The sequence below is a fragment of the Chryseobacterium nepalense genome, assembly GCF_023195755.1.
Taxonomy (GTDB): domain Bacteria; phylum Bacteroidota; class Bacteroidia; order Flavobacteriales; family Weeksellaceae; genus Chryseobacterium; species Chryseobacterium nepalense.
This window is the reverse complement of record NZ_CP096203.1, coordinates 3,334,914-3,356,992: the sequence shown is the minus strand read 5'-3', so window position 1 is coordinate 3,356,992 and position 22,079 is coordinate 3,334,914. Positions and strand designations below refer to the sequence as shown.

The 22,079-nt window shown below is 36.9% G+C and carries 16 protein-coding genes; 6 read left to right on the top strand and 10 right to left on the bottom strand.

What is annotated here, in order from left to right; translation table 11 throughout:
• The first annotated feature begins 33 nt into the window (after positions 1-33).
• Positions 34-798, top strand: coding sequence for a 3'-5' exonuclease (locus M0D58_RS15130; RefSeq protein ID WP_248391230.1), 765 nt, complete (start codon positions 34-36; stop codon positions 796-798).
• A gap of 135 nt (positions 799-933) precedes the next feature.
• Here the strand turns inward: M0D58_RS15130 and M0D58_RS15125 are convergent, their stop codons facing one another.
• The 4 genes from M0D58_RS15125 to M0D58_RS15110 form a co-directional block, all read right to left on the bottom strand.
• Positions 934-1,425 (bottom strand): hypothetical protein, encoded by a 492-nt coding sequence (locus tag M0D58_RS15125; protein WP_248391228.1) that lies wholly within the window; start codon positions 1,423-1,425, stop codon positions 934-936.
• An 83-nt stretch (positions 1,426-1,508) separates the two neighbouring features.
• Positions 1,509-2,075: a hypothetical protein gene (locus M0D58_RS15120; RefSeq protein ID WP_248391226.1), complete on the bottom strand. Its 567-nt coding sequence runs from the start codon at positions 2,073-2,075 to the stop codon at positions 1,509-1,511.
• Between the two features lie 15 nt (positions 2,076-2,090).
• On the bottom strand, positions 2,091-8,585 hold the full coding sequence (locus M0D58_RS15115) for an RHS repeat-associated core domain-containing protein (RefSeq protein ID WP_248391224.1): 6,495 nt from the start codon (positions 8,583-8,585) through the stop codon (positions 2,091-2,093).
• 9 nt (positions 8,586-8,594) lie between these two features.
• Positions 8,595-9,053, bottom strand: a complete 459-nt coding sequence (locus M0D58_RS15110) for a hypothetical protein (protein WP_248391222.1) — start codon at positions 9,051-9,053, stop codon at positions 8,595-8,597.
• 257 nt (positions 9,054-9,310) lie between these two features.
• Here M0D58_RS15110 and M0D58_RS15105 point away from each other — a divergent pair, with 257 nt between their 5' ends.
• From M0D58_RS15105 to M0D58_RS15095, 3 genes are all read left to right on the top strand, one after another.
• Positions 9,311-9,709 carry a putative signal transducing protein gene (locus tag M0D58_RS15105; protein ID WP_248391220.1) on the top strand — a complete coding sequence of 133 codons (399 nt, stop codon included), beginning with the start codon at positions 9,311-9,313 and terminating at the stop codon, positions 9,707-9,709.
• A 531-nt stretch (positions 9,710-10,240) separates the two neighbouring features.
• Positions 10,241-10,846 carry a fumarylacetoacetate hydrolase family protein gene (locus tag M0D58_RS15100; protein ID WP_248391210.1) on the top strand — a complete coding sequence of 202 codons (606 nt, stop codon included), beginning with the start codon at positions 10,241-10,243 and terminating at the stop codon, positions 10,844-10,846.
• Between the two features lie 60 nt (positions 10,847-10,906).
• Positions 10,907-11,344 carry a universal stress protein gene (locus M0D58_RS15095; protein ID WP_248391208.1) on the top strand — a complete coding sequence of 146 codons (438 nt, stop codon included), beginning with the start codon at positions 10,907-10,909 and terminating at the stop codon, positions 11,342-11,344.
• 78 nt (positions 11,345-11,422) lie between these two features.
• On the opposite strand, the gene M0D58_RS15090 is transcribed toward M0D58_RS15095, so the two are convergent.
• Positions 11,423-11,656: a DUF6341 family protein gene (locus M0D58_RS15090; RefSeq protein ID WP_248391206.1), complete on the bottom strand. Its 234-nt coding sequence runs from the start codon at positions 11,654-11,656 to the stop codon at positions 11,423-11,425.
• Positions 11,657-11,698: 42 nt separating this feature from the next.
• Here M0D58_RS15090 and M0D58_RS15085 point away from each other — a divergent pair, with 42 nt between their 5' ends.
• The gene (locus M0D58_RS15085; protein ID WP_248391204.1) at positions 11,699-12,604 is read left to right on the top strand and encodes a DUF6427 family protein; all 906 of its coding nucleotides are present in this window, start codon (positions 11,699-11,701) and stop codon (positions 12,602-12,604) included.
• Between the two features lie 5 nt (positions 12,605-12,609).
• On the top strand, positions 12,610-13,194 hold the full coding sequence (locus M0D58_RS15080; protein WP_248391202.1) for a DUF3109 family protein: 585 nt from the start codon (positions 12,610-12,612) through the stop codon (positions 13,192-13,194).
• Positions 13,195-13,356: 162 nt separating this feature from the next.
• Here the strand turns inward: M0D58_RS15080 and M0D58_RS15075 are convergent, their stop codons facing one another.
• The 5 genes from M0D58_RS15075 to M0D58_RS15055 all read right to left on the bottom strand — a co-directional run bounded on the left by M0D58_RS15075 (position 13,357) and on the right by M0D58_RS15055 (position 21,910).
• On the bottom strand, positions 13,357-16,218 hold the full coding sequence (locus M0D58_RS15075) for a M16 family metallopeptidase (protein WP_248391200.1): 2,862 nt from the start codon (positions 16,216-16,218) through the stop codon (positions 13,357-13,359).
• A gap of 289 nt (positions 16,219-16,507) precedes the next feature.
• Positions 16,508-17,191: a hypothetical protein gene (locus M0D58_RS15070; protein ID WP_248391198.1), complete on the bottom strand. Its 684-nt coding sequence runs from the start codon at positions 17,189-17,191 to the stop codon at positions 16,508-16,510.
• Between the two features lie 110 nt (positions 17,192-17,301).
• On the bottom strand, positions 17,302-18,636 hold the full coding sequence (locus tag M0D58_RS15065; RefSeq protein ID WP_248391196.1) for a trigger factor: 1,335 nt from the start codon (positions 18,634-18,636) through the stop codon (positions 17,302-17,304).
• A gap of 253 nt (positions 18,637-18,889) precedes the next feature.
• A complete protein-coding gene (locus M0D58_RS15060) occupies positions 18,890-19,477 on the bottom strand; it encodes a hypothetical protein (RefSeq protein WP_248391194.1) in 588 nt (195 codons plus the stop codon).
• A 48-nt stretch (positions 19,478-19,525) separates the two neighbouring features.
• On the bottom strand, positions 19,526-21,910 hold the full coding sequence (locus tag M0D58_RS15055) for a TonB-dependent receptor (RefSeq protein ID WP_248391192.1): 2,385 nt from the start codon (positions 21,908-21,910) through the stop codon (positions 19,526-19,528).
• Positions 21,911-22,079 lie beyond the last annotated feature (169 nt).

Here is a 22,079-nt window from a genome sequence, read left to right as displayed (position 1 = left end):
AGCTCATCGCCACTAGCTAAAAGCAATTTAAAAATGAACTTAAAATTACATAAACCGCTTTGCATTTTTGATTTAGAAACGACAGGAACCAATATCGGAAAAGACCGGATTGTGGAAATCTGCATTTTAAAAGTAAATCCTGATGCTTCCCGGGAAAGCAAAACCTGGAGGGTAAATCCGGAAATGCCTATCCCTAAAGAATGCAGCGAAATCCATGGAATTTATGATGAAGATGTAAAAAATGCTCCTACATTCAGAGAAATTGCTCCTAAAGTAATGGAAATGATTACAGGAGCGGATTTGGGCGGTTTCAACTCCAACAGGTTTGATGTTCCCCTATTAGCTGAAGAGTTGCTTCGTGCAGATTTTGATTTTGATTTGAATAAATTCAAACTTGTGGATGCACAAACCATCTTCTTTAAAAAAGAGCCCCGGAATTTAGGAGCTGCCTATCAGTTTTACTGTGGAAAAACGCTTGAAAATGCTCATTCTGCTGAAGCTGATGTCATGGCAACTTTTGAAGTACTGGATGCACAGGTCGGAAAATATGATGATGTCCCGAACGAAATTGCAGATCTTAGCAGTTTTTCGTCACAGAATAAATTTGCAGATCTTGCAGGAATGATTCATTTCAATGAAAACGGAGAGGAAATTTTTGCTTTCGGAAAATATAAAGGACAAACGGTGAAATCTGTTTTCCAGAAAGATCTTGGATACTACGGATGGCTTCAAAATGCTGACTTTCCGTTATACACGAAAAAAGTATTTACAAAAATTCAGTTATCAAGCAGATTTTAAGGATGAGCGAACTAGCTTAGTTCAAATTAGTAGATACTCAGAATAAGATTATAGAGCAACTTTTGAAAAAATAATTTCCAAAAAAATAAAAGACTCCGCTAAGATATTGTAGCGGAGTCGGTTTTTAAAATCAATTTAGAAATTATAGCTAAGTGCCACACCTGCACCTGCATTTTCCAGCTTAAAGTAAGGCCGGAAAGCTGTTTCTTTACCATTTTCCGTATCTATGGCTTTGTTCAGGTTCTTCTTTGAAGAAATAGCAAAAGGTATGGCTATGGCAACCAAACCTGCTCCAATCCCTACCATGCTCCAGCCTTCATTTTTGGTTTTTTCTGTACGGGCTACTCCATACTGGTCTACACTCACCAGCTTTTCGCCGCCGTCTAATACTTTTATCAGCCCGTATCCCATACAGCCACCGCCTATTGCCCCGAAAATCTGCGATACGGTACTGTTGGTTCTGTACTTTTTGTAATACATCAAAGCCTGTTCATTTTGAAACACTTCTTTGTACTGAGAAGCCTTATAGGCCTGCCCGTCTTTTACAAGCTTATTTTTGGATAAGCTTACTTGTGAAAATGCTAATTGAGACATTGCCACAAGACTTACTAAAATTGTTTTTTTCATAGTTGTGTCATGTTACTATTTTTTTATAAGCTCATTTAGTGAACTCCATAGAATGACTTTTAAATCTCATTGAGAAATACTTATCATTTTATGATGCTTACAATCATATTTTCAGGATATTTAATTTTAATGATTTTTGAATCGTCAACAGAACCTTTTTCAAAAAATAATATTTTATATCTACCGCTATCAGATTTATTACAGTTCAGTTCAAATTCTTTCATGTATATTTCCTTAGGAGCAAGTTCTACTATTTTTGAAATGTAATTTCTTTGCATTGTTGAATCTACGTCTATAATTCTTTTTTTCTTTGAATTATCTATAAAACTTGTATATATCTTATCTATTACAATCTGTTTAATATATGGTTTTATGATAACATTCTTATCAGTATCCACTCTTTTTTCTTCTAATATTTCGAAAATAAGTTTAGGAGGTATAAGATAAATATTTTTATCACTAGAATTATAATAAGAAAATATTAGTCTATTACCCTTATTAATAAATATATCCACATTTAGATTCTCATTATAGTCTATCTTACTTATATTTTCTGTAGTAAGACTTATATTACATGCAGAAACTTGTTCTTTTTTTCCCTCCGAGCAAGAAATCATACTCAAAAACAGAATTAATATAATATTTTTCATGTTTAAAATTAATAATTATGGAGTTACTACACCCATTTTTCTATTAAAAACAGGTAAGAGGAAATTTCTTAAAATGTTAAACTCTCTAATGTTATTACCACTTATAACATTATCTATTGCTTTTATTATGAAATCATTATCAATTCCAATTGCTGGATTGGAAGGAAAGTTATTAATTGCTGATATGTAGTTTTCCAAGTCATAAATTACAGCATGGCCTAAAGTTTTTAATGCGGAATTGTATCCGTTAGTAAACAATTTCTTATCATGTAACATTTTAATATAACGATTACCAGCATACATAGCATAGGAATGTCCAGTTTCGTGTAACATCGTTGTATATAGTAACTCTTTTGAGGCAAATGCAGCTTTTGAATAATGGATAATAGAAACACCTGTAAAAAAATTAGGTGGTGGTGTATAAGCATACGCTTTTCCGTCGGGTGTATCAAAGAAACCATCAGACGTTAGATCATAATCACCTGAACCAATTACATCCTTACTCACTCGATATTTTTGATGGAGAGTGCTAGGATCAAAACTTTCGTTTCTCATCTTTTTTAGAGTTTCGTTTGAGTATTCCTGTGCTTCTCCAATTGGTGTACTTTCTGCTCTTTTATAACTAAACTCTCTTTCCATGCCTGCATATTTCACCAAATAATTTATTGTATAACTTACAGCGCCCATTGCCGCTCCAACTATTCCTCCTGTATAAAAACCTTTAGCAAAATTTCTACCATTTACCAAGGCGTCTACAGTTCCACCTATGGCACCCTGTATGCTCCCCATGACTACGGCACCTCTAACTCCCGTAGCGGCAAAGGTAGAAGAAAATCCTCCGGAAATAGCCCCTGTGACAGCACCTACCAGCAAACTTTTACCAAAGCCTCCCCAAGTCCAGTTATTGGTTATCAAAGATTTTATCGTATAAATCCCGGCAGATATTACCGCACCTACAATGGCACCATAAATTACAGGAACTATGTACGATAAAAAGAAACCTGCTGCCCATATTTCCCCAGTCGGGTCATTAAACATGAGTGGGTTATTCATTACATAACCGTACTTGTTGTAGTTTTGGGTATTGGCAGGATCCTGTATATTTTCGTCTGCATTCAGGAATCTTCTTAACAACGGATCATACAGCCTTCCGTTCATGTGGATAAGCTCTACCTCGTGCAGATGCTCGTGGGAAGTATAGCCACGGTCTATTAGCATGGCTTTGTTTGCCAAAAACTCTTCTAATGCCTGACCTTTTAGTATGCCTCCTTCTTTTACTTGCAGATGGGTAAAGATTCCCCATGCATCAAAATGTCTGCGTTCTTCGGCATTGCCTTCTTCATCGCTTATGGCAAGGATGCTACCCAGGTAATCTTTATGCAGGAATTTATAACCTTTGTCTTCATTAAAATCTTTAATATAGATTATGCTGCTTTCATACGGAGAGCCGCCGATGTACAGGATATGCTTTTCTTTTCCGCTCTTTTGGTCAAGAATAATCTCTGCATCACCTCCCTCATTATAATATTTGGCGAATCTGGCTTCTTTCTCTTTCACAAAATTTCCTCCGTAGTACATGATCTGTCTACTTTCAGACAATCCGTAGCCGAAAGCATAATCGCCACGGGTACCGTCTATTTTTACCGGATCGTTGTTTTCGTTGTAGGTAACTTTCTGAAGCACCCTGCTCTGCCCGTTGAGGTCATAATTCTGTATTCCTTCTGCATTCAGCTTCATTTGCGTAACCCGGTACGGATTTCCGCCAATACTGAACCCTATTTCTCCCAGCTGGTCGTTGTATCGTATTCTTCCTTTCTCATCATATTCGTTAAAAGACAATTGCCCTATTTTAGGATTCGTCCAGTTAACCAGCCTGTTATTATCATCATATTCGAAAATTTCGTCGATGTCGAAATTCTTGTGGTAACGATGGTTCAGCTCATTCTTTATGGCATTAAAGCTGTAATCCAATGTCAGCAAATCCGCACTTCCTGAAGTATGAGACACGTGGGACAAGAATCCAAAGCTGTCATACTGATTGCTGATCTGGGTATTTCCCAGCGATGCTGCCAGCACCTGCCCTTTGGCATTGGTTTCCTGCAATTGGTAAAGGGTTTTCCCGTTGTTGGCGTCGGTTAAGGTTTTCAGGTCTCCGTTCCAGCTGCTGTAGTTATTCTGTACGGTTACTTCCGTTGTATTACCTGAAGATTCCAAGCCTTGATGAAACTGCGAAACCCTGCCCACTGCATCATACTGTATATCATCTTTAAAGAATGTTTTTCCCTCAAACTGTTCTGTATGTGCAACAAGCCTTCCGTTTGGAGCATAAGTAAAGTTCTGCGCAAAATACCTGCCATTGGCATCGCCATATTTTTGGGCAATCTGCCCGTAAGCATTGTATTCAAAGTCATAATTTTTTTGAGTAGAAACTCCATCGTTAGAAATTTCTCTTACGTGTACAGGCAACCCGTTGGATGCATACGTATATTCTTTATATCCTTTCGGGCTTATCTCTTTCTTAATGGCACCAAGGCCCGTATATTCATAGTTGTACAGACCGTTAGCAGGATCATGAAAGCTCATTTTCCTTCCCCAATCATCGTACCCTGTAACTACTGTGTTATCCCCGTATTTTGCTTTTATCTGCTGCCCTGCTGCATTGTAAGAAAATACAATAGTTCCTCCTTTGTCGGTAGCGCTTATTACATTTCCTAAAGCATCTGTTGTTTTGCTGGTGGTTCTGTTATAACCGTTCAGCTCTTTTACAGTTGTGGTATAGCCAGAGATAGTGGTTTGTATCTTTTTACCGTTAAAAGAAGTCGCCGTTACTTTAGCAGGGTACACCGTATCGTCATAAGCAATAGTATTCCATTGAGATGCAGACTGCCCTTCAAAATAAGGTTCGGATTCTTTCAGTTTTCTTCCCAGCACATCATAATGTATTTCTGCGGAAATATATTTCCCCTGTACAAATGCTTTAGTGGTTGTTTTATAGTTCTGTCCCAGCGTATTGGTATATACGATCTTCACATCTCCATCTGGCAAAAACTCTGATACTTTCGTACCTGCATTACCGGAGAGCCTTTCGTAAGCATAGGAAGTTGTACCCGCGAGCGTACTGTTAGAGGAAAGCAGCTTGCCCCAATGGTCATAGGTATTGGTAAGCATATTCCCGAAAGGGTCTTTTTGGGTAAGTACCTGCCCCCAGTTGTTATACGTAAACAAAGTTTCCATTCCCAGATTATCCGTTTTTTTGTTCACAAAACGCCCTTTGTCTTCATATTGAGATTTTTCTGTAATGCTTTGGGCATCTACAGAATTGGTACTTGCTTTTTGGGTAATGTTTCCAAAATCATCATAGGAAAAGGTGTCTAAGACATAGTCTGTATTATTCTTATTCCATTTCTTAACTGTTTTCAGCAGATTATTATCATAGGTATACTCTTCTTTGACAGATTGAGTGTCTCCGTACGCTGTAACCTGTTCTATTTTGGAGAGCGGCCGCCCAGTAAAATAATTGCTTCCAACTCCTGCCAGATTATGGAGATATTCATAAGTCGTCGTATTGATGGCATACCCGTTATTGATATTAGATACTGTTTGTGATGGAAGATAATAACTACCATAAGAAATAGTGCTTACCGCGAGAGTATTGGTGATAAAATCTTTTGTCTTTGTAGTTTTAGGAATAATAGCCGTTACTACTTTTGGCTTATCGGCATCCGGTACTGTAGTTACGACCTGTCCGTTTACAAGCTTATCCGTCTGGTAAGTGGTTCCTTTATAAGAAAGAAGCTGAGTGTTATTTTCTGAAATATCTGCCGGGAATATTTTGCTTTCATCATTGGTTCTTATGGACCATTCTTTTACGGGAACACTTTCATTTTGCGGATCTGTTTCTACACCAGACCATATTTTTGTATTCTCAAAGCCATCTGCGTACCAAGAAGAGCGTGCCGACCGGCTAAACCCTAACATTCCTCTTCCCTGCAAATGCCCGGTCATACCCCTGTATCGGAAATCCTGTTTTCTGCCTGTCTGCTGTAACTGAACTACAGCATAAGACTGGTCTGCCCGCTGCATAGAAAAGAAAGGATAGTATTCTTTCTTTTCCTTTTTATAATAATTAGAATTTGTATCCGGATTCAGTTCTGCATAAGTAACAGAAGTAGTAAGCCCAGCCTGAGAAATCGATTTTATGCGGCCCAATTCTGCGATGGGAGTAGGTGCTTTAATTTTAAGCAAAACATCTTTTCTAAATAGGAAAACATTATAATAATTATTATTTGATCTGATTGTGTTGGTAATAGGCTGATATATGGAGAGATCATCATAAGGCTGGGTTAAGGTGTAAGTTCCCGGTGAAGGAAAAGAATAAATATTTTCAAAATCGAAATTAATACTTCCATCCGTCATATTGGTGCCATTAGAAGTAATTGAATTGACGGTAACACCAATTGACCTGTAATTGCTTCCAGATGAATTTGAATACGAATACACTTGTACTATATCTGATTTCCCATCAGAATTAAGGTCTGATATCGAATAAAATGTTTTGCTGAATTGTAACCAGTATCCGTTATTTGTAGTGGAAACATTTTTATATACTAAGAAATCATTTCTTCGGAAGCTGTTAAATCCTGTTCCCGTACCTATGTAAAACCTCCAATCATCTTTTCCCGTTTTTCCTTCAGTAAGAGGCAAAGTGAAATCCAGTTTTGAATCACCATTAAAATCACCAAAAAGTACCGGAAAACCCGTTCCTTTGGTTTCAGCTAAATTGCCTGTGAATTTTATTTTTTTAAGGTATTCGGTAGCTGATATTTTTGCAAATTCAAATACCGTATAAGAAGTATTTGAAATATTAATTATATCAACTTTTCCATCACCGTCTGCATCCAAATATTTCTGATCGGTATATTGACTGTCGTTAATTCCTGAATCAAGAGTATAGGAATACAATGGATTGTTAGCATTTTTCAAATCAACTATAAAATTTCCCACTAATTGGGTATATTGTTGAAATCCGTAACATGGCCCTCCGTCATCTATTCCTACTCCAATTACAGGTGTTGTGCCATTGCAGGGCATCTCAACCCATTCCCCTACCCTTTTATTAATCGTTACAAATACATCCGAAATACCATCTCCATTAATATCCCCTTCGTTGAATGAAGCCATTTGTATACTGCAACTGTTATTACCCTGATTTATACAGCTAGAATCAGCATATACCAGTTTTTCAAATACTTTGACAAAATTATTTGCTCTGAAAATATACCCTACAACTTTCCCGGATTCATATTGAACAATTCCGTTTCCATTGTAGATTTGTCCTTCTTCATCAAGCATTGTGGTTACTACTTTTGCCTCCGTGTTAAAAACCTTATTGGTAGAAACCTCAGTATAATTATCGTTAAATGCACCTAGTTTTACCGTACCATTAGACATTATGAAATCTATGTATGAATCTCCGTTAAAGTCACCCGTCAGTTTCACGTCTTCTAATGTTGAAGATCCAAAGTTTGCTCCGGCAATACTGGTTCCTATTCTGTCAGGATATGTAAAGGTCACAGGATTTGCAGCTTCATTATTCGCATTATATTCGGTAATCTTATTCAGAAACTGGTAATTGGTACCATTACTTGTATATTCAACCAGATACTTTCTAAATTGTGAGCCGTTTGTATTTACGATAATACCTGATAAAATTTTATCTTGTATAAATCTTAATCCCTGAATATAGGCCTGTTCTTTTAAATTTCTTTCCGTATAAGTAAATTCGACCGAATTATAGTGCGGTTTATTAAGGAACTCATTTCCTCCCCAAAAGATAGAGGATATTCTAAGTGTCCCTGGAAAGTTGAAGCCTCCCGAGTGTGCTGTATATTCGTAATTGTATGAGATATAATTCCCCTGCGCATCCCTCCATTTTACAATATTGTATTCTGAAGGCGATGTTACCATAACATTATTTCTGGTACCGGCTTTATAAACTCCATACCAAGCCTGCGAGCCATCTTCAAATGTCACTTCAAATTCTGCGGGTCCTGCCAATTGCCCATTAACATGATATGTTCCTAAAGACTTTATTTTGATATTAGAAAATTTTTCTGTTACATAGGTAGCACCATCTTGTCCGTAAGCAGCAGGGCTATTGGGTGCAAGAATAAGCCTCTGCCCGTTAAAGCTGTAAGAATCCGAATAATCCAGCTGAATTGCTTTAATGTCTCCGTCCCGTTCAATGCTTTTTCCTGTTCTGGTGATGGAGGTAATGCCTGAGACTGTCCACCCATATCCTGCAATACCATTGCTGGAATTACTTAAATACATAAGACTGATATTAGGAGAAACACTTTTCACCCCCGGAGGAAGAGTAATAGGAAGCGTATATTGAAGCTGCCCTCCGGCATTTACTTCTATTTTCCCTTGTGTATCATGGAAACTATTCTGCCCATATAGATTGTAAAACCCTAATAGGACAGTAAGGAATATAATAATTTTTTTCATAATGTGCTTCTAATTTTTTGTTACTGTTCTAGTATAAACACTACCGTCTGAGAGATAGAATTTGAGATAATATACCCCATAAGGATAACTTTCCATGCGGAAAATATAGGAGGTATTATTAAGTGTTCTTACATCTACAAAACTCAGAATCTTAAAGCTATTATAAGGCAGAAGTTCTATTTTCGTAATATAGTCATTCACCTCCTTATCCCATAATACAGTTAAATCTGTTTTTACAGGGACAGGAGCTGCACGTACACTATTTGCGACTTTTTGAGCAATAGTTTTGGGCTGAGATGCCTGTTGTTGTGTTTTAGAAAATAAATCTGAATTAGAATTTTTGCAGCCGTCACATATTCCCCGGAATACCTGGTTGCCAGCTTCATCATATTCAAAAATTACGCTTTGTGCGTACAAGCTGCTTCCAAAGAAAAGGAAGAGTACAGCATTCGAAATACTTTTTTTCATGTTGGTCATTTGAGTTTGAAATTTATTTTGCAGGATAAATTTTATCCTGGATTAGCAATATTTTTGCGGCCAAATATGCAAATAAAATTTTAGGATACACTGCCTTGTTTTGTAATAATTTTATTACAACATTGTCTAATATTTTATTATTTTAGCTAAAAAAATAGTAAGAAATTTTGTATAAAATTGCCTAAAATCAAATGCAAATATTTATTGAGACATTAGAGGAATTTATAATTAGTAAATGTTATTTTTAGATGAGCGAACTGGTACAATTCAAATTCTACGAAACGGCACTTCAGGCTAACAGGGATAAGCAGATCCTGGCGGAAAGCGGTATCAACAGCTTTATTGCGAACGAACAGCTAATCCAGTCGGACTGGCTTTTGTCGCAGGCAGTTGGCGGAATTCAGCTGCAGGTTTTTGAAGAAGATCTTGAGAAAGCGCACAAGGCTTTGGAAAATTATAAGGAAAATGAACAGTTTTCCCTGGAAGTAGAACATACGATTTCAGATCCTGAATTTGATTTTGTTTGTCCGAAATGCGGATCTAACCATATTTACAGAGATGACAGCGCTACAAGCTTTTTTGGAATTTCGATTTTAACGAGCCATAAGTTTGTGTGTTATTATTGCGGAAATGAGTTTATGCATTAATAAGAATTTCAACGCAAAGCTGCAAAGATTTTTTTTAATTTATTGTGGATATCTTTCGTTCGAAAAGGCGTTTGACTATGTCGAATCTTCGATTTCACTCAGCAAATCAGCAGGGACTTTGGTTTGTTACTTTAAAAAAATTATATCAAAATAAGATTTACCATTCCCCTCCTCTGGCGGGTGGCGAAAATTCGAAGAATTTTTGACGGGTTGGTTTTTAAATAGTAAATTATGAATTTTCTTCGCAAGTGAATACTGTGAATGATAAAATTCGTTATTGATTCGCAGAAATTGACGATTCACTCTCCTAGCCCCGATTGCAACGGCATCCTTTTTGGCTGCGGGCGGAGCAAAGCGGAGCCCGTAGCCAATAAGATACAGTGGAAAGCGGGAAAAAGCTCTTAAAAAAAGAAAGAAAGCTGGAAGATGGAGGAAAGAAATTTACTATCATTGAAAAATAAAATTAATTAAATAATGTGAGATGAAATTGCTTCGTCGCATGAGCTTCTCGCAATGACAAAATAAAAAGTTATGAAAATAATCTGTATAGGAAGAAATTACAGCGAACATGCAAAAGAACTGGGAAATGAAATCCCGGAAAGGCCGGTCATTTTCATGAAACCTGATACGGCTGTTCTGAAAGGAAATGATTTTTATATTCCGGAATTTTCAAATGATGTTCATTATGAACTGGAAGTAGTGGTGAAAATTTCAAAAGGAGGAAAATACATCCAAAAAGAAACGGCTCATAAACATTATGAGGAAATCGGTTTAGGAATTGATTTTACAGCGAGGGATCTGCAAAGCGAGTTAAAATCAAAAGGCCTTCCGTGGGAGCTTGCCAAAGGGTTTGACGGCTCTGCAGTGGTTGGAAATTTCTTTAAGAAAGAGGATTTTAATCTTGAATCTTTGAATTTTTCATTGTTAAAGAACAACGAGAAAGTTCAGGACGGAAATACGAAAGACATGATGTTTACGATTGATGATATTGTCACTTTCGTATCACAGTATTTTACTTTAAGAGTGGGCGACCTTATTTTCACGGGCACTCCGAAAGGCGTGGGAAAAGTTGATGAAAATGATATTCTGGAAGCCTATCTTGAGGATAAAAAAGTGATTGATATCAGAATATTGTAGATAATTTAACGCTGTTTTCTGCCATATTTTTCTTAACTTTAGTAGACAAAATTAAAGGTTATGGTAAATATTGTATTGCCCGTAGATTTTGGGGACAAAACAGAGCAGCTTGTAGAAGGTGCGGTAAAATTTGCAAAGCAAATCAACGGAAGAATTTTTCTGATCCACGTAGCACCGTCGGATATTGGTTTTGCTATCGGTGATATGGGATTCCAGTATTTCCCGGAAGTTGAGGAAAACGAGATCAGAGAGGAACTGGTGCAGCTAAATAAAATCCAGCAAAGGATTCTGGCTCATAATGTAGAGTGTGAACACATCCTGAAACAGGGTATTGCCAAAGATATTATCCTGGAACATGCCGTGGATAAAAAAGCGGACTTTATCGTAATGGGCTCCCACGGAAGAAGCGGAATTTACGATGTTTTTGTAGGAAGTTTAACCAAAGGGATCACCAAAGATTCAAACATTCCCGTACTGGTACTGCCTGTTCACGAATAAAGAATACATTTTAATCGTTAGTAATAAAAAAGCCGACCAAACAGAATTTGATCGGCTTTTTACTATATAACCAATTAATTAACCTTCTTTTTTATAGATGTTCGGATCATAGTAAGGGAACTTACCTTCCGTTGGAGAATAGTAGTCTTTGTCTTTATTGTTACCAAGGGTTTTTACCAAAACATAGCACCAGTAGGTAAACAATGCGCAGCAAACAATAAATAAAACCCAGTTTAATACGTTTCCGAATGTGTCAAAAAAACCAAACGACCATTTGAAAACTTTGCTTAAGAATAGAAAGAAAGACGTCATTATTTTCCTTTTTTAAATTAACTTTGTACAAATTTATAAAAAATGTTTAAATTACTTTCAAAAGAAAGCAATATTTTTTCAATCCCGGTTTATATTGGTTTCCTTCTTTTAATAGTAATAACTTTTAATTTCCTGAATTTCAACACTTATGAAGCCATTGTTGCCGGAATTACTTTTCTGGGGATTGCACTGGGATATTTTTGTTTTCACAGTATCGCGCTGAATTACCAGACGCATCTGCCATTATTTTTATATACATTTTTTATTTTTGGTTTATATCCCGGGAAACTGGACATCGGTCTGGCCGTTGCACTGCTTACGAATTCTTTTCTGCTGTTGCTGCTTACCAGTACGAATGAGGACATCAGAAAAAAATCATATGTTCTGGTAGGCTCTATTGTAGCGCTGAATTTTATTTTTCTTCCCACTACATGGCCTATGGCTGTTTTTGTAATCATCCATGTGATTGCTACTTCTGAAAGAATCAGTCTGAATATTTTCAGGTTCCTCTTAGGAATTCTCCTGATTGTTCTGAGTTATTTTTCAGTAATGTTTTTCCTTGATTACAATTCCTGGAATACGGATTATTTCCCTTTCAGAAAAATGAAGCTGGTTACGGATTATGAACAATTACTGCCGTTAATCCCCATTGTATTGATGCTCATTTACGCGGTATATGATCATTTCAGTAATTACAACAAGAAAAGCCCTGTCAGCAGGTACAAATATACTTTTTTACTGGTTTTTTCGTTTGCCCAACTAATCACCATTATATTGTACATGAATACAACGTATGAATATCTGCTGCTGCTCGCCTTTCCCTCCACCATTATTCTCAGCAGGATGTTAAGATTTCTCCCGAAATACTGGATGCAGGAAGTGAGCCTTTGGCTGATTATTTTTAGTTTAATCGGTTTTAAAGCCGGAACTTATTTTGATTTATTTTAAAGATTATGATTCAGATTGACGATAAATTGATCTCCGAGGAAATTTTTTCCGAAGAGTTTGTCTGCAACCTTACCAAATGTAAGGGTGCCTGTTGTGTGGAAGGGGATGTTGGAGCTCCTCTGGATAAGGATGAACTGGAAATTTTAGATGCTATTTTTGATAAAATAAAGCCTTATCTTACTGCAGAAGGCATTAAAGCTCTGGAAGAACAGGGAACATGGACCACTGATCCTATGGACGGAATGTATGTGACCCCAATGGTGGAAGGTCGCGAATGTGCTTATGTGACTTTTGATGAAAAAGGTATTACCAAATGCGGTATCGAAAAAGCATATGAAGACGGCGCCGTAGACTGGCAAAAGCCGATTTCATGCCATCTCTACCCAATTCGTATTACCGAATATTCTTCTTTTACCGCTTTAAATTATCATGAATGGAGTGTCTGCAGCGATGCATGTACATTAGGAAGAGAGCTTCAGGTCCCGGTGTATAAATTTCTGAAAACACCTTTAATCAGAAAATATGGCGAAGAATTTTATGAGGTACTGAGCGGAGCGGCTGAGGAATGGAAGAAAGAGTACGGCTCGTGATAGATGTTTGAGAGTATATGCGTTTGAGGGCTTGAGAGTTTGAGGATTATGTGTATGTTCAAATAATGGAAAAACCTTGATCTTTAGTAATTAATGGAACAATAAAAAGCCCGTCCGGAACAAGTTCCGGACGGGCTTTGTTTAAAATATTATATCGAAAAATTACTGCGCTGCTCCGGCTTTGATTACCGCCGTTTCTGGTTTTGCTTCATCCTTTTTAGTATTTTCCCAGCCATCTTCCGGCATTAATGTAGCCACAACTTTTCCTTTTGTAAGATACTTTTTGCCTACCTCCTGAAGATCTTTTGCGGTTAAAGCTTTCACTTTCTCTTCATAGTTCAGGATTTCGTATTTGTCGCTTCCGCTCATCTGATTTTTGGTAAGCGCATTCATCCAGTACATATTATCTTTCATGCTGGTTTTATGATCGTTGTATTCTCCTTCTTTATATTTGTCAAGATCTTTCTGTTCGGGACCTTTATCAATAAGCTTCTGAAGTTCTGTCAATGCACTTTTGGTAAGTTTTTCAGCATTTTCAGGACCACAAGGGAAACTGATGCTGAAATAGTAATTTCCATAAGGAACTTTTACCATTCCGCCTCTTGCTCCACCACCATAGATTCCACTTTCATCTTCACGAAGTTTTTCAATTACTTTAATGGTTGCCACCTCTCCCAATGCTTCCAGAGCTAATGCTTCTTTTTCATTATAAGGCGTTTCCCCGGCATAAGAAATGGTTACCATACTTTTAGGATCTTTTCCTTTTTTATATATTTTGGTAAAATCGCCGGCCATTTGTCTGTAACCTGTATCTTTGAAGTTGGTAGATTTTCCTGTTGAAGGAAGACTTGCAATATACTGCAGTACTTCATTTTTAAATTTTGCTTCATCAATATTTCCTACGAAATAAAAATGGAAGTTTCCTGCATTACCGAATTTTTCTTTATAGATATCATACGCCTTTTTATAATCCGTATTCGCCCACTCTTTTTCTAAAGGAACAATGCCTATAAACCTCGGATTTTTCTGGTTCATGAATTTTGCATGCTCATTAGAGAAATAAAACTGTGGGTTCGACAATAAATTGTCCAACATGGCAGATTGTTTTGTCTTATAAGCATTGAAAGCGTCAGGATTATAATTCAGCCCTGTGAAATAAGCATACATGAATTCCATAGCCGTACTTAGATCTTTTTGCGTGGTACGTCCTGAAATCCCTTCAAACAAAGAACTTACCATAGGATTTACACTCACTTGTTTTCCGGCTAAATAATTGGTAAGATCAGATTTCGAAAAACCGTTTACCCCGGCTTCTGACAGTGCAGGAAAAGCAAACTGTGTTTTGTTATAATCTGCGTCGTTAATTAATGAACTCCCCCCCATACTTCTTGCTGAGAAAACAATTTCATCATCTTTAAAATCAGTTTTTTTGAATGTTACTTTTGCACCGTTGCTTAAGGTCCAGGTTGTTGTTCCCAGTTTTGCATCGGTTTCCGTTTTGGCAATTTTACCTTCAGATTTGAATGGCTTTACCAGATTTTTAATCGTTTCTTTTTCTTCATAAGGCTTAAGATCTGCCATTTTCACACTTTCGAACATATCCAAAACCATAGCCTGTGAAGGCATAGTCACATTTTCTTTTTTAGGACCTGTGATCACTACTACCCTGCTGTCATCTTTCACGAATTTTTTAATGACTTCATTCGTCTGAGCCAAGGTTACGGAAGGTAAAAATTTTCTGGTGTCCTCATATTCCCATGCAATTCCGGGGATCGGTTCTTTTTCCAGGAAGTTACTTACATATTCATCTACCAACATATCGCTTTCCGTTTTGTCACGATTGTTATAAGATCTTTCAAGGTTTGATAAAATCCGTGCTTTTGCCCTGTCCAGTTCCGTTTGTGTAAAGCCAAATCTTTTTGCCCTTTCCGTTTCCTCAAGAAGAACTTTGAGAGCGTTAAGCTGGCCGCCGTCTTTTACCATTGCAAATCCCTGGAAGCCTTCCTTCGTTCTTGCATACGTTCCGCCGTGGTAAACAGATCCGTATGTAAAAGGAGGATTATTAGAGTTCACAAGCTCCCTCAATCTGTTATTCAGCATTGTTGAAGTAAGGTTTTCGATGATACTCTGGTTGTACTGCTCAATAGTAACATCCGGCTGATATGCTTCGGAATCCTTCATAATGAACTGAACCATTGAGCTTGTTGCGTCCGGATCCGTTTCAACAGCTACTAACGTTTCTTTGTGATTTGGCAAATCAAATGTTTTTCTTTCTCTGGGTTGCGCAGGATTTTTATATTTGCTGAAATTATCTTTGATTTTCTTTTCAACCTCGTCTACATTAATGTCTCCCACAACAACAATAGCCATAAGATCCGGTCTGTACCAATCTTTGTGGAACTGTCTTATTACTTCAGGTTTAAAGTTTTCCAGCACTTCTTTTTTACCTATCGGAAGACGATTGGCATATTGAGAATTATACAATAATTTAGGAAGATACTTGTCAGCCATTCTTTTATCGGCACCAAGACCTAATCGCAGTTCTTCCAGTACTACGCCTCTTTCTTTATTGATTTGCTCATCGGAAAGCGTAGCATTGAACGCCCAGTCTTCCATTACTTTCAGGCCTGCATCCAGGTTTCCCTGCTTATCAAGAGGAACAGGAAGCATATAAACGGTTTCATCGAAACTTGTATAGGCATTAAGGTGCTGTCCGAATTTCACTCCAATCGACTGCAGGAAATCTACCAGTTTATTGTCAGGGAAATTTTTTGTTCCGTTGAAGTTCATGTGTTCCATAAAGTGCGCGAGTCCCCTCTGGTTATCATCTTCAAGAATAGATCCTGCGTTGATGGCCAATCTGAAATCCACTTTCTTTTCGGGTAACGTATTTTTTTTGATATAGTACTTCATTCCGTTTGAAAGAGTACCAATTCTTACAGAAGGATCTGTAGGAATATTCTGTGCGAATGCATTTGCAGAGATCAAAAAAACCACGGCAAATGATGATAGCATTTTCTTCATATGTTTGATTATTAATTTTTATGGTTCAAAAATATCATTTATTCACAGAACGAAGAAATAATAAAAATATTATTTAAAGTTAAATAGCGTTAAATACCGTTAATTTTAAACGATTTTCATTAGAAACAGTGAGAAGAAGTGATCATGTTTAGTAATTAATTATTACTAAACTTTTATTTTTAAGTAAAATATTGATTCAAATATAAAGTAGGACTACACTTTTAATTATATTTTAAATTGCATAAAAAAACCGGGACAAACCCGGCTTAATTTTTATTTAATAGCAATTCTATTTAAAATCTGCATCCGAAACTCCGGAATTAAGGGTAACTTTTGTAGTTTTAATAACCACTTTCTGGCCATTTCCTTCCGCTTCAATTTCCTGTGGGAATTTTATACCGTCTACGGTCATATAGCTTTTTACAACTGCTGTTCCTTCTTCTGCAGAAGATTTGTAAAGCAATCCTGTAGAAGCATCAAAATAGAACATCCCTTTACTTGAAGTCAATACATTATAATCTTTTCCATCAATTTTTTCCACGGTAACAGTTGAGAAAGTTGCAGGATCATAAGACAATGCGTCAATCACTTTGCTTTTCTTTAAATCCGGGATTTTATCAGCCGGAATGTCCATTTTCTGACCTCCCTGTTCAAAGTATCCTTTTTCACCATCAAAGAACTGAACCATTTTCTGGCCCATCACAGATTGTTCGGACTTGAATTTGTTTCCCATTTTCTTCGTAGTCATCATCACATCCATTCCCTGAACGGTAAGGGTGTTTTCGATAAGTGTTGTTTTAATACCTTCGAGTTTATCTTTTCCTCCTAAAGCTTTCAGATAATTATCGATAACTTCTTTGGGTGTTAATTTCGATTTTACGGTCTCCGTTTTAGCAGGAGCGGATGATGTCTGTGCAACTACAGGCGCAGCATAAAGCACGGCACAAAAAAACGGAATGATGATCTTTTTCATATATAAATTTTAGATTGTAAATATATGAATATTGACTGATAAATTTTCAGGATATTTTCATAAAAAAAACCACCAAATTGGTGGTTTTAAAATATTTATAATACAATAAATTATTTTTTAAGCTCTTCTAAAAACTCATCGTGAGAGATGGCTGTTTCTTTTTTAGTTGCTTTTTCAAGAATGATATCTTTTAGTTTTGTCATGGCAACTTCAGAAGAGATCTGTCTTACCTGCTCCTGATCTTTCAGCATTTCCACAGCATATTTCTGGATTTCTTCGTCTCCTAAATGGTGGATTCCGTAGATTGCCAACTGGTTTCTTACCAACTGCTCTGCCTGAGCCAATACATCTGCATAATCTAACTGGATTTCGTTTTCCGACATTAGTTTACCTTCGATGATCTGGTATTTCAACTGGTTTTTCTCAGATTCCAGGATTTGCTTAGCCTGCTCTTCAGACTGAATATTCTGATTAGAGAATAGTAACCATTTAACAAGGAATTCTTCAGGAAGTTTTACTTCTTCTTTTTCAGAAACCTGTTCCAATACTTTATTTACAAAGTGTACGTCTGCATTTTGCTGGAAATATTCATCCAGTTCAGCTTTCACTTTTTCTTTTAATTCTTCTTCAGACTTGATGTTTCCTTCACCATATACTTTATCGAAAAGATCCTGGTTAAGTTCCGCAAGGTTTAATGAATAGAAATCTTTTACTTTTACTTCCACTTCATTGTGGTGTAAGTGTTCAGCTTCTTCTTTGGAGAATCCTAATTCTTTAGCCAATTCTTCGTTTTCAGCAAGCGTTTCTTTAGAAACTTTTACAGATCCGTCCATTTTCAAACCTTTTACCAATTTGAAAGCTTCTTTGTTTTCAGCAGTAATGGTAGCGTTCTTTGGATGGTGGTGGTGCTCACCTTCCGCATCATCTTCCACAACCTGAGAAATTTCTAAAGCGATATAAGAATCTTTAGTGATTTTATCCTGAGGAACCTGCTCAGCGAAACGCTTCTGCATGTTTTCAATGCTCTTGTTGATTTCTTTTTCAGAAGCTTCCACTTTGTAGTGAGGCGCTTCATATTTAGAAAGGTCTATGGTAAATTCAGGCTCGAAACCTACTTCAAAAGCCACTTCCAACTGATCAGCATTGTAATCAAATTCGTTTACAGGCTGAGGAACAGGCTGACCTACTAATCTTAGTTTGTTTTCGTTTACGTAGTTGTTTAAAGCATCAGAAACCTGTTTGTTGATTTCTTCGAATGCAATACCTGCTTCGTATTGTCTTCTAACCATACTTAAAGGCACTTTTCCTTTTCTGAAACCAGGAACTTGCGCATTTTTAGCATAATTAATCAATTGCTTTTCAACTCTTTCTTTATAGTCAGATTTTTCCAATGTCACTGTAAGCAATGCACTTACATCATCATGGTTTTGTGCGGTAACCTTCATTATTGATTAAAATTTTAGGTTGCAAAAATAGGAAAATTTTATGAAAATCACTCATTTAAAACAAACATAAAAGCTAAATAATGTTAAATATAAATTTCCTAAGGCGGAAGACTGGAAGATGGGCGACGGAAGTTCTATGAATAGTTAAAATTTAGACAATCTAATCTGTAGTCTTAGAATTTTATCAATAAAAAACCACCGGAAAATTTCCGGTGGTTTTCATAACAAGATTAAGGATATTAAAAAGTGATTTTTAATTTGTGATTGTATAGTTTGCCTGAGCATCGGTCTCGCCTCCCGTCTGAGTTCCGTACACCACTCCGTTTCCGCTTACCTGAGCATCTTCTGTCACACTTGCCGGCTCATGGTAGAGCGTAAAGATCAGCTGGCTTGTTACGGAAGGATTTTTAACTGCTTTTGTTACCACCCATTGTGTTTTTAAACCAACACGCTTTCCGTCTGCTCTTGTTGAGGATGCGTCATCTGTACGTGTTAACATAATATCAGAATTCGGGAAATTAAAAATTAAGAAATGTTCATCTTTTGCATCTTTAATTTCCTGAGTTGCATCTTCGTTTCCGTTTTTAAATTCTGCGCTTACCTCATATGTTTTCCCGTCGGTAAGCTGAATAGCCTGTGCACCTCCTGCTCCCATGCTGTAATTGTAGGTTTGGGTAGTTCCTGCCGCAACATCTTTTACATTCAATATAATATTGGTAAGGTCTTCCTGCGGCAAATCGTCTTCCGCAGCAGAGCCGTCTCTTTGACAAGAAACTACCGTAATGGCAATGAATAAAACAGCTAATAATTTGATGATATTTTTAGTATTGAATAATTTCATTTTTCTAAATTTTAAAGTTGTTGATTTGTTTGATTTGTTTTTAACGCTTTAGAATCTGTATCTAAAGTTGACAATAAAGTTTCTTCCTGCCTCATCGGAGAAAAATCTCATCCTGTTCAGGTAATCCCTGTACGTTACATTGAAAAGATTATTTACAATAAGCCCTGCAGAAAGATTTTTGCTGATATTGACACCGGTCTGGACATTCCACAGAGAATATCCGTTGGGCGGTGTGCTCAGATCCACTGTTTTTTCAACCTCTTCCCCGTTTGTATAAACAGGAATGGTTGCGTTATACACCGGAAACCTGTTTTGTTTCAGGAATGTATGATTTTCCAGAGTAAAATAGAAATGATTCCACTTTTCTTTACTGAACTGTAAAGCATTGGAAAAATTCGGAGGCATCATTAGAATCAAAGGAACATGATGGGTTTTGTCCTGTCCGTAAACATAACTCCCTCTTCCCACATATGTAAGATCATCCGTAAGCCTGAAATTTACATCAAGATCTATCCCGTACATTTTGGCATCGATCTGCTGATAAGACCATACCGGAAATACTCCCCTGATGGTATTCTGCACTCCCGTAGGAACCTGGTTGATAAAATTTTTAGTGATAAAAAAATAAGGATTTACCGAAATATTAAGTCCGTTTAAGACATTGAACTTTGAATCAGCGATGACATTAAACTGATGTCCCTGCTCATTCTTCAAACCCATATTTCCGATTTCGATCACCGAAGCCGAATGATGGAGTCCGTCTGAAAATAGCTCTGCAATATTCGGGGTTCTTCCTACTTTAGCATAATTAAATTTCAGGTTAATACTTGAATTCGGGTGATATTCCAATCCTGCATTGAAAGAAACATTGTTATAATTCAATTGGGGACGTGTAAGAATCCTGTTCTGATTCGTTTTCACATAAAACTGCGGGTAAATATCCGCATACAATTTTTCCCAGTCGGCTTTGTCGTACCATTTTGTGACGTCATACCGTGTAAAATCGTAACGTGCTCCCGCTTCCACATTGAAATTGCCTGAAATTTTATATTTAAAAATAGAATATACTCCGGCAGCATATTTATCATAATTCGGAATCAGACGCCTGGCTTTAGTAGCAGGATCCGAATAATTATTCTGAAAACTTGCATCAATTCCGGTTTCCAGAGAGAACTTTCCTCTTTCCAGCAAATCATTAAGATTAAACTGGTGGGTCATCAGTTCAAGATCCAGGGAAGGGATATCTTTGAGATCTCCTCTTCTGATATCGTATTCCTGCCTGTGATTGTACTGATAACTGTATGTTGCAGAAACCTTCCCGATATTTTCAAATCTTTTGAACGCGGAAACTTTTGCAATATGATGCTCAATTACCTGTCTCGGATTGTCAATATCGTAACTGAAATTCCCCGTATATACAGGAATTTTTGATGTTGTGGCGTTATAGAAATCTTCGTTGTTTCCCACGTGGGAACCTCTGTAAATTCCTATATTCTGGTTGGTAAGATAATAATCGAATGAAATTCCTTTTTCATACGTATTATGTTGAACGGTAAAGTTGAATGAAGAAAAATCCATTCCCGTATTCATCAGATTATAATCAGGAGCATTCTGATCTCCCAGCTTTTTGATGCTACCGCCGGTTTTTACCGCCCATCCGTTTTTCCAGATTTTAGCAACATCGGCTTCCAGGGCCATTCCTCTTCCGTTTGAAATTCCTGTAAGACCTACCGATCCTTTAATGGTATCTTTTTTAGGAAAGACTTCAGGTTCCATAATCACAACACCGCCAATGGCATCACTTCCGTACTTTAATGCTGAGGCGCCTTTAATAACGTCAATATGCTGAAAATTATTAATATCAACATTCGGGGCGTGCTCTACTCCCCATTCCTGCTCGGCAAGTTTCACGCCGTTATTCAGAATGGAAATCCTGCTACCGTAAAGTCCGTGAATAATAGGTTTTGAAATATTATTGCCTGTTTTTAAAGCACTTACTCCTGAAATCTTTGTGAGCAAATTTCCGAGATTATCCGAAGAATTTTTCTCAATTTCGGACTTGTCCAATGTTTTAATGACCAGGGATCCATTGCTTTTATGGCTTCCGTGGATGGTTACCGTTTCGATATCCTGAACGTGATGTTCAAGAGTAATCGTTATATGTAAATCCTGTGTAACTCCTACATTTTCAGTATAATCATTACAATCAGGATGTTTAGCAATGAGTATATATTTCCCGGCAGGAATTTTACTGAATGAAAATTTGCCGTTTTTATCCGTTTTGGCAGAAAATTCACCGATTTTCACTACTGCATTTTCCAGCATGGTTTTATCATGAAAATCTTGAACAGTTCCCTCTACCGAGTAAGTCTGCTGTGCGTTCGTTAATGCAAATCCGCAAAGGATAAGCATAAAACTATAGATCAATTTCATTGTTAAATAGATTGATTGCGTACTTTTTCAGGTACTTTTTTCGTAAAAAATTTGTTGATAGGATCTTTTGAAATGAGATTAATTAATCATGTTAGCCGATTATTAATCAATGCATTAAACCTGATATCATTAATAACCTAACTATCTCTTAATGGTTGTATTTTCATTA

What these genes read in the sequence shown, in the direction of transcription:
- M0D58_RS15115 (WP_248391224.1), bottom strand. Translation starts at nt 8,585, where the DNA reads ATGAAAAAAATTATTATATTCCTTACTGTCCTATTAGGGTTTTACAAT.
- M0D58_RS15065 (WP_248391196.1), bottom strand. Translation starts at nt 18,636, where the DNA reads ATGAAGGTTACCGCACAAAACCATGATGATGTAAGTGCATTGCTTACA.
- M0D58_RS15105 (WP_248391220.1), top strand. Translation starts at nt 9,311, where the DNA reads ATGAGCGAACTGGTACAATTCAAATTCTACGAAACGGCACTTCAGGCT.
- M0D58_RS15110 (WP_248391222.1), bottom strand. Translation starts at nt 9,053, where the DNA reads ATGAAAAAAAGTATTTCGAATGCTGTACTCTTCCTTTTCTTTGGAAGC.
- M0D58_RS15125 (WP_248391228.1), bottom strand. Translation starts at nt 1,425, where the DNA reads ATGAAAAAAACAATTTTAGTAAGTCTTGTGGCAATGTCTCAATTAGCA.
- M0D58_RS15100 (WP_248391210.1), top strand. Translation starts at nt 10,241, where the DNA reads ATGAAAATAATCTGTATAGGAAGAAATTACAGCGAACATGCAAAAGAA.
- M0D58_RS15085 (WP_248391204.1), top strand. Translation starts at nt 11,699, where the DNA reads ATGTTTAAATTACTTTCAAAAGAAAGCAATATTTTTTCAATCCCGGTT.
- M0D58_RS15060 (WP_248391194.1), bottom strand. Translation starts at nt 19,477, where the DNA reads ATGAAATTATTCAATACTAAAAATATCATCAAATTATTAGCTGTTTTA.
- M0D58_RS15120 (WP_248391226.1), bottom strand. Translation starts at nt 2,075, where the DNA reads ATGAAAAATATTATATTAATTCTGTTTTTGAGTATGATTTCTTGCTCG.
- M0D58_RS15080 (WP_248391202.1), top strand. Translation starts at nt 12,610, where the DNA reads ATGATTCAGATTGACGATAAATTGATCTCCGAGGAAATTTTTTCCGAA.
- M0D58_RS15070 (WP_248391198.1), bottom strand. Translation starts at nt 17,191, where the DNA reads ATGAAAAAGATCATCATTCCGTTTTTTTGTGCCGTGCTTTATGCTGCG.
- M0D58_RS15130 (WP_248391230.1), top strand. Translation starts at nt 34, where the DNA reads ATGAACTTAAAATTACATAAACCGCTTTGCATTTTTGATTTAGAAACG.
- M0D58_RS15095 (WP_248391208.1), top strand. Translation starts at nt 10,907, where the DNA reads ATGGTAAATATTGTATTGCCCGTAGATTTTGGGGACAAAACAGAGCAG.
- M0D58_RS15090 (WP_248391206.1), bottom strand. Translation starts at nt 11,656, where the DNA reads ATGACGTCTTTCTTTCTATTCTTAAGCAAAGTTTTCAAATGGTCGTTT.
- M0D58_RS15055 (WP_248391192.1), bottom strand. Translation starts at nt 21,910, where the DNA reads ATGAAATTGATCTATAGTTTTATGCTTATCCTTTGCGGATTTGCATTA.
- M0D58_RS15075 (WP_248391200.1), bottom strand. Translation starts at nt 16,218, where the DNA reads ATGAAGAAAATGCTATCATCATTTGCCGTGGTTTTTTTGATCTCTGCA.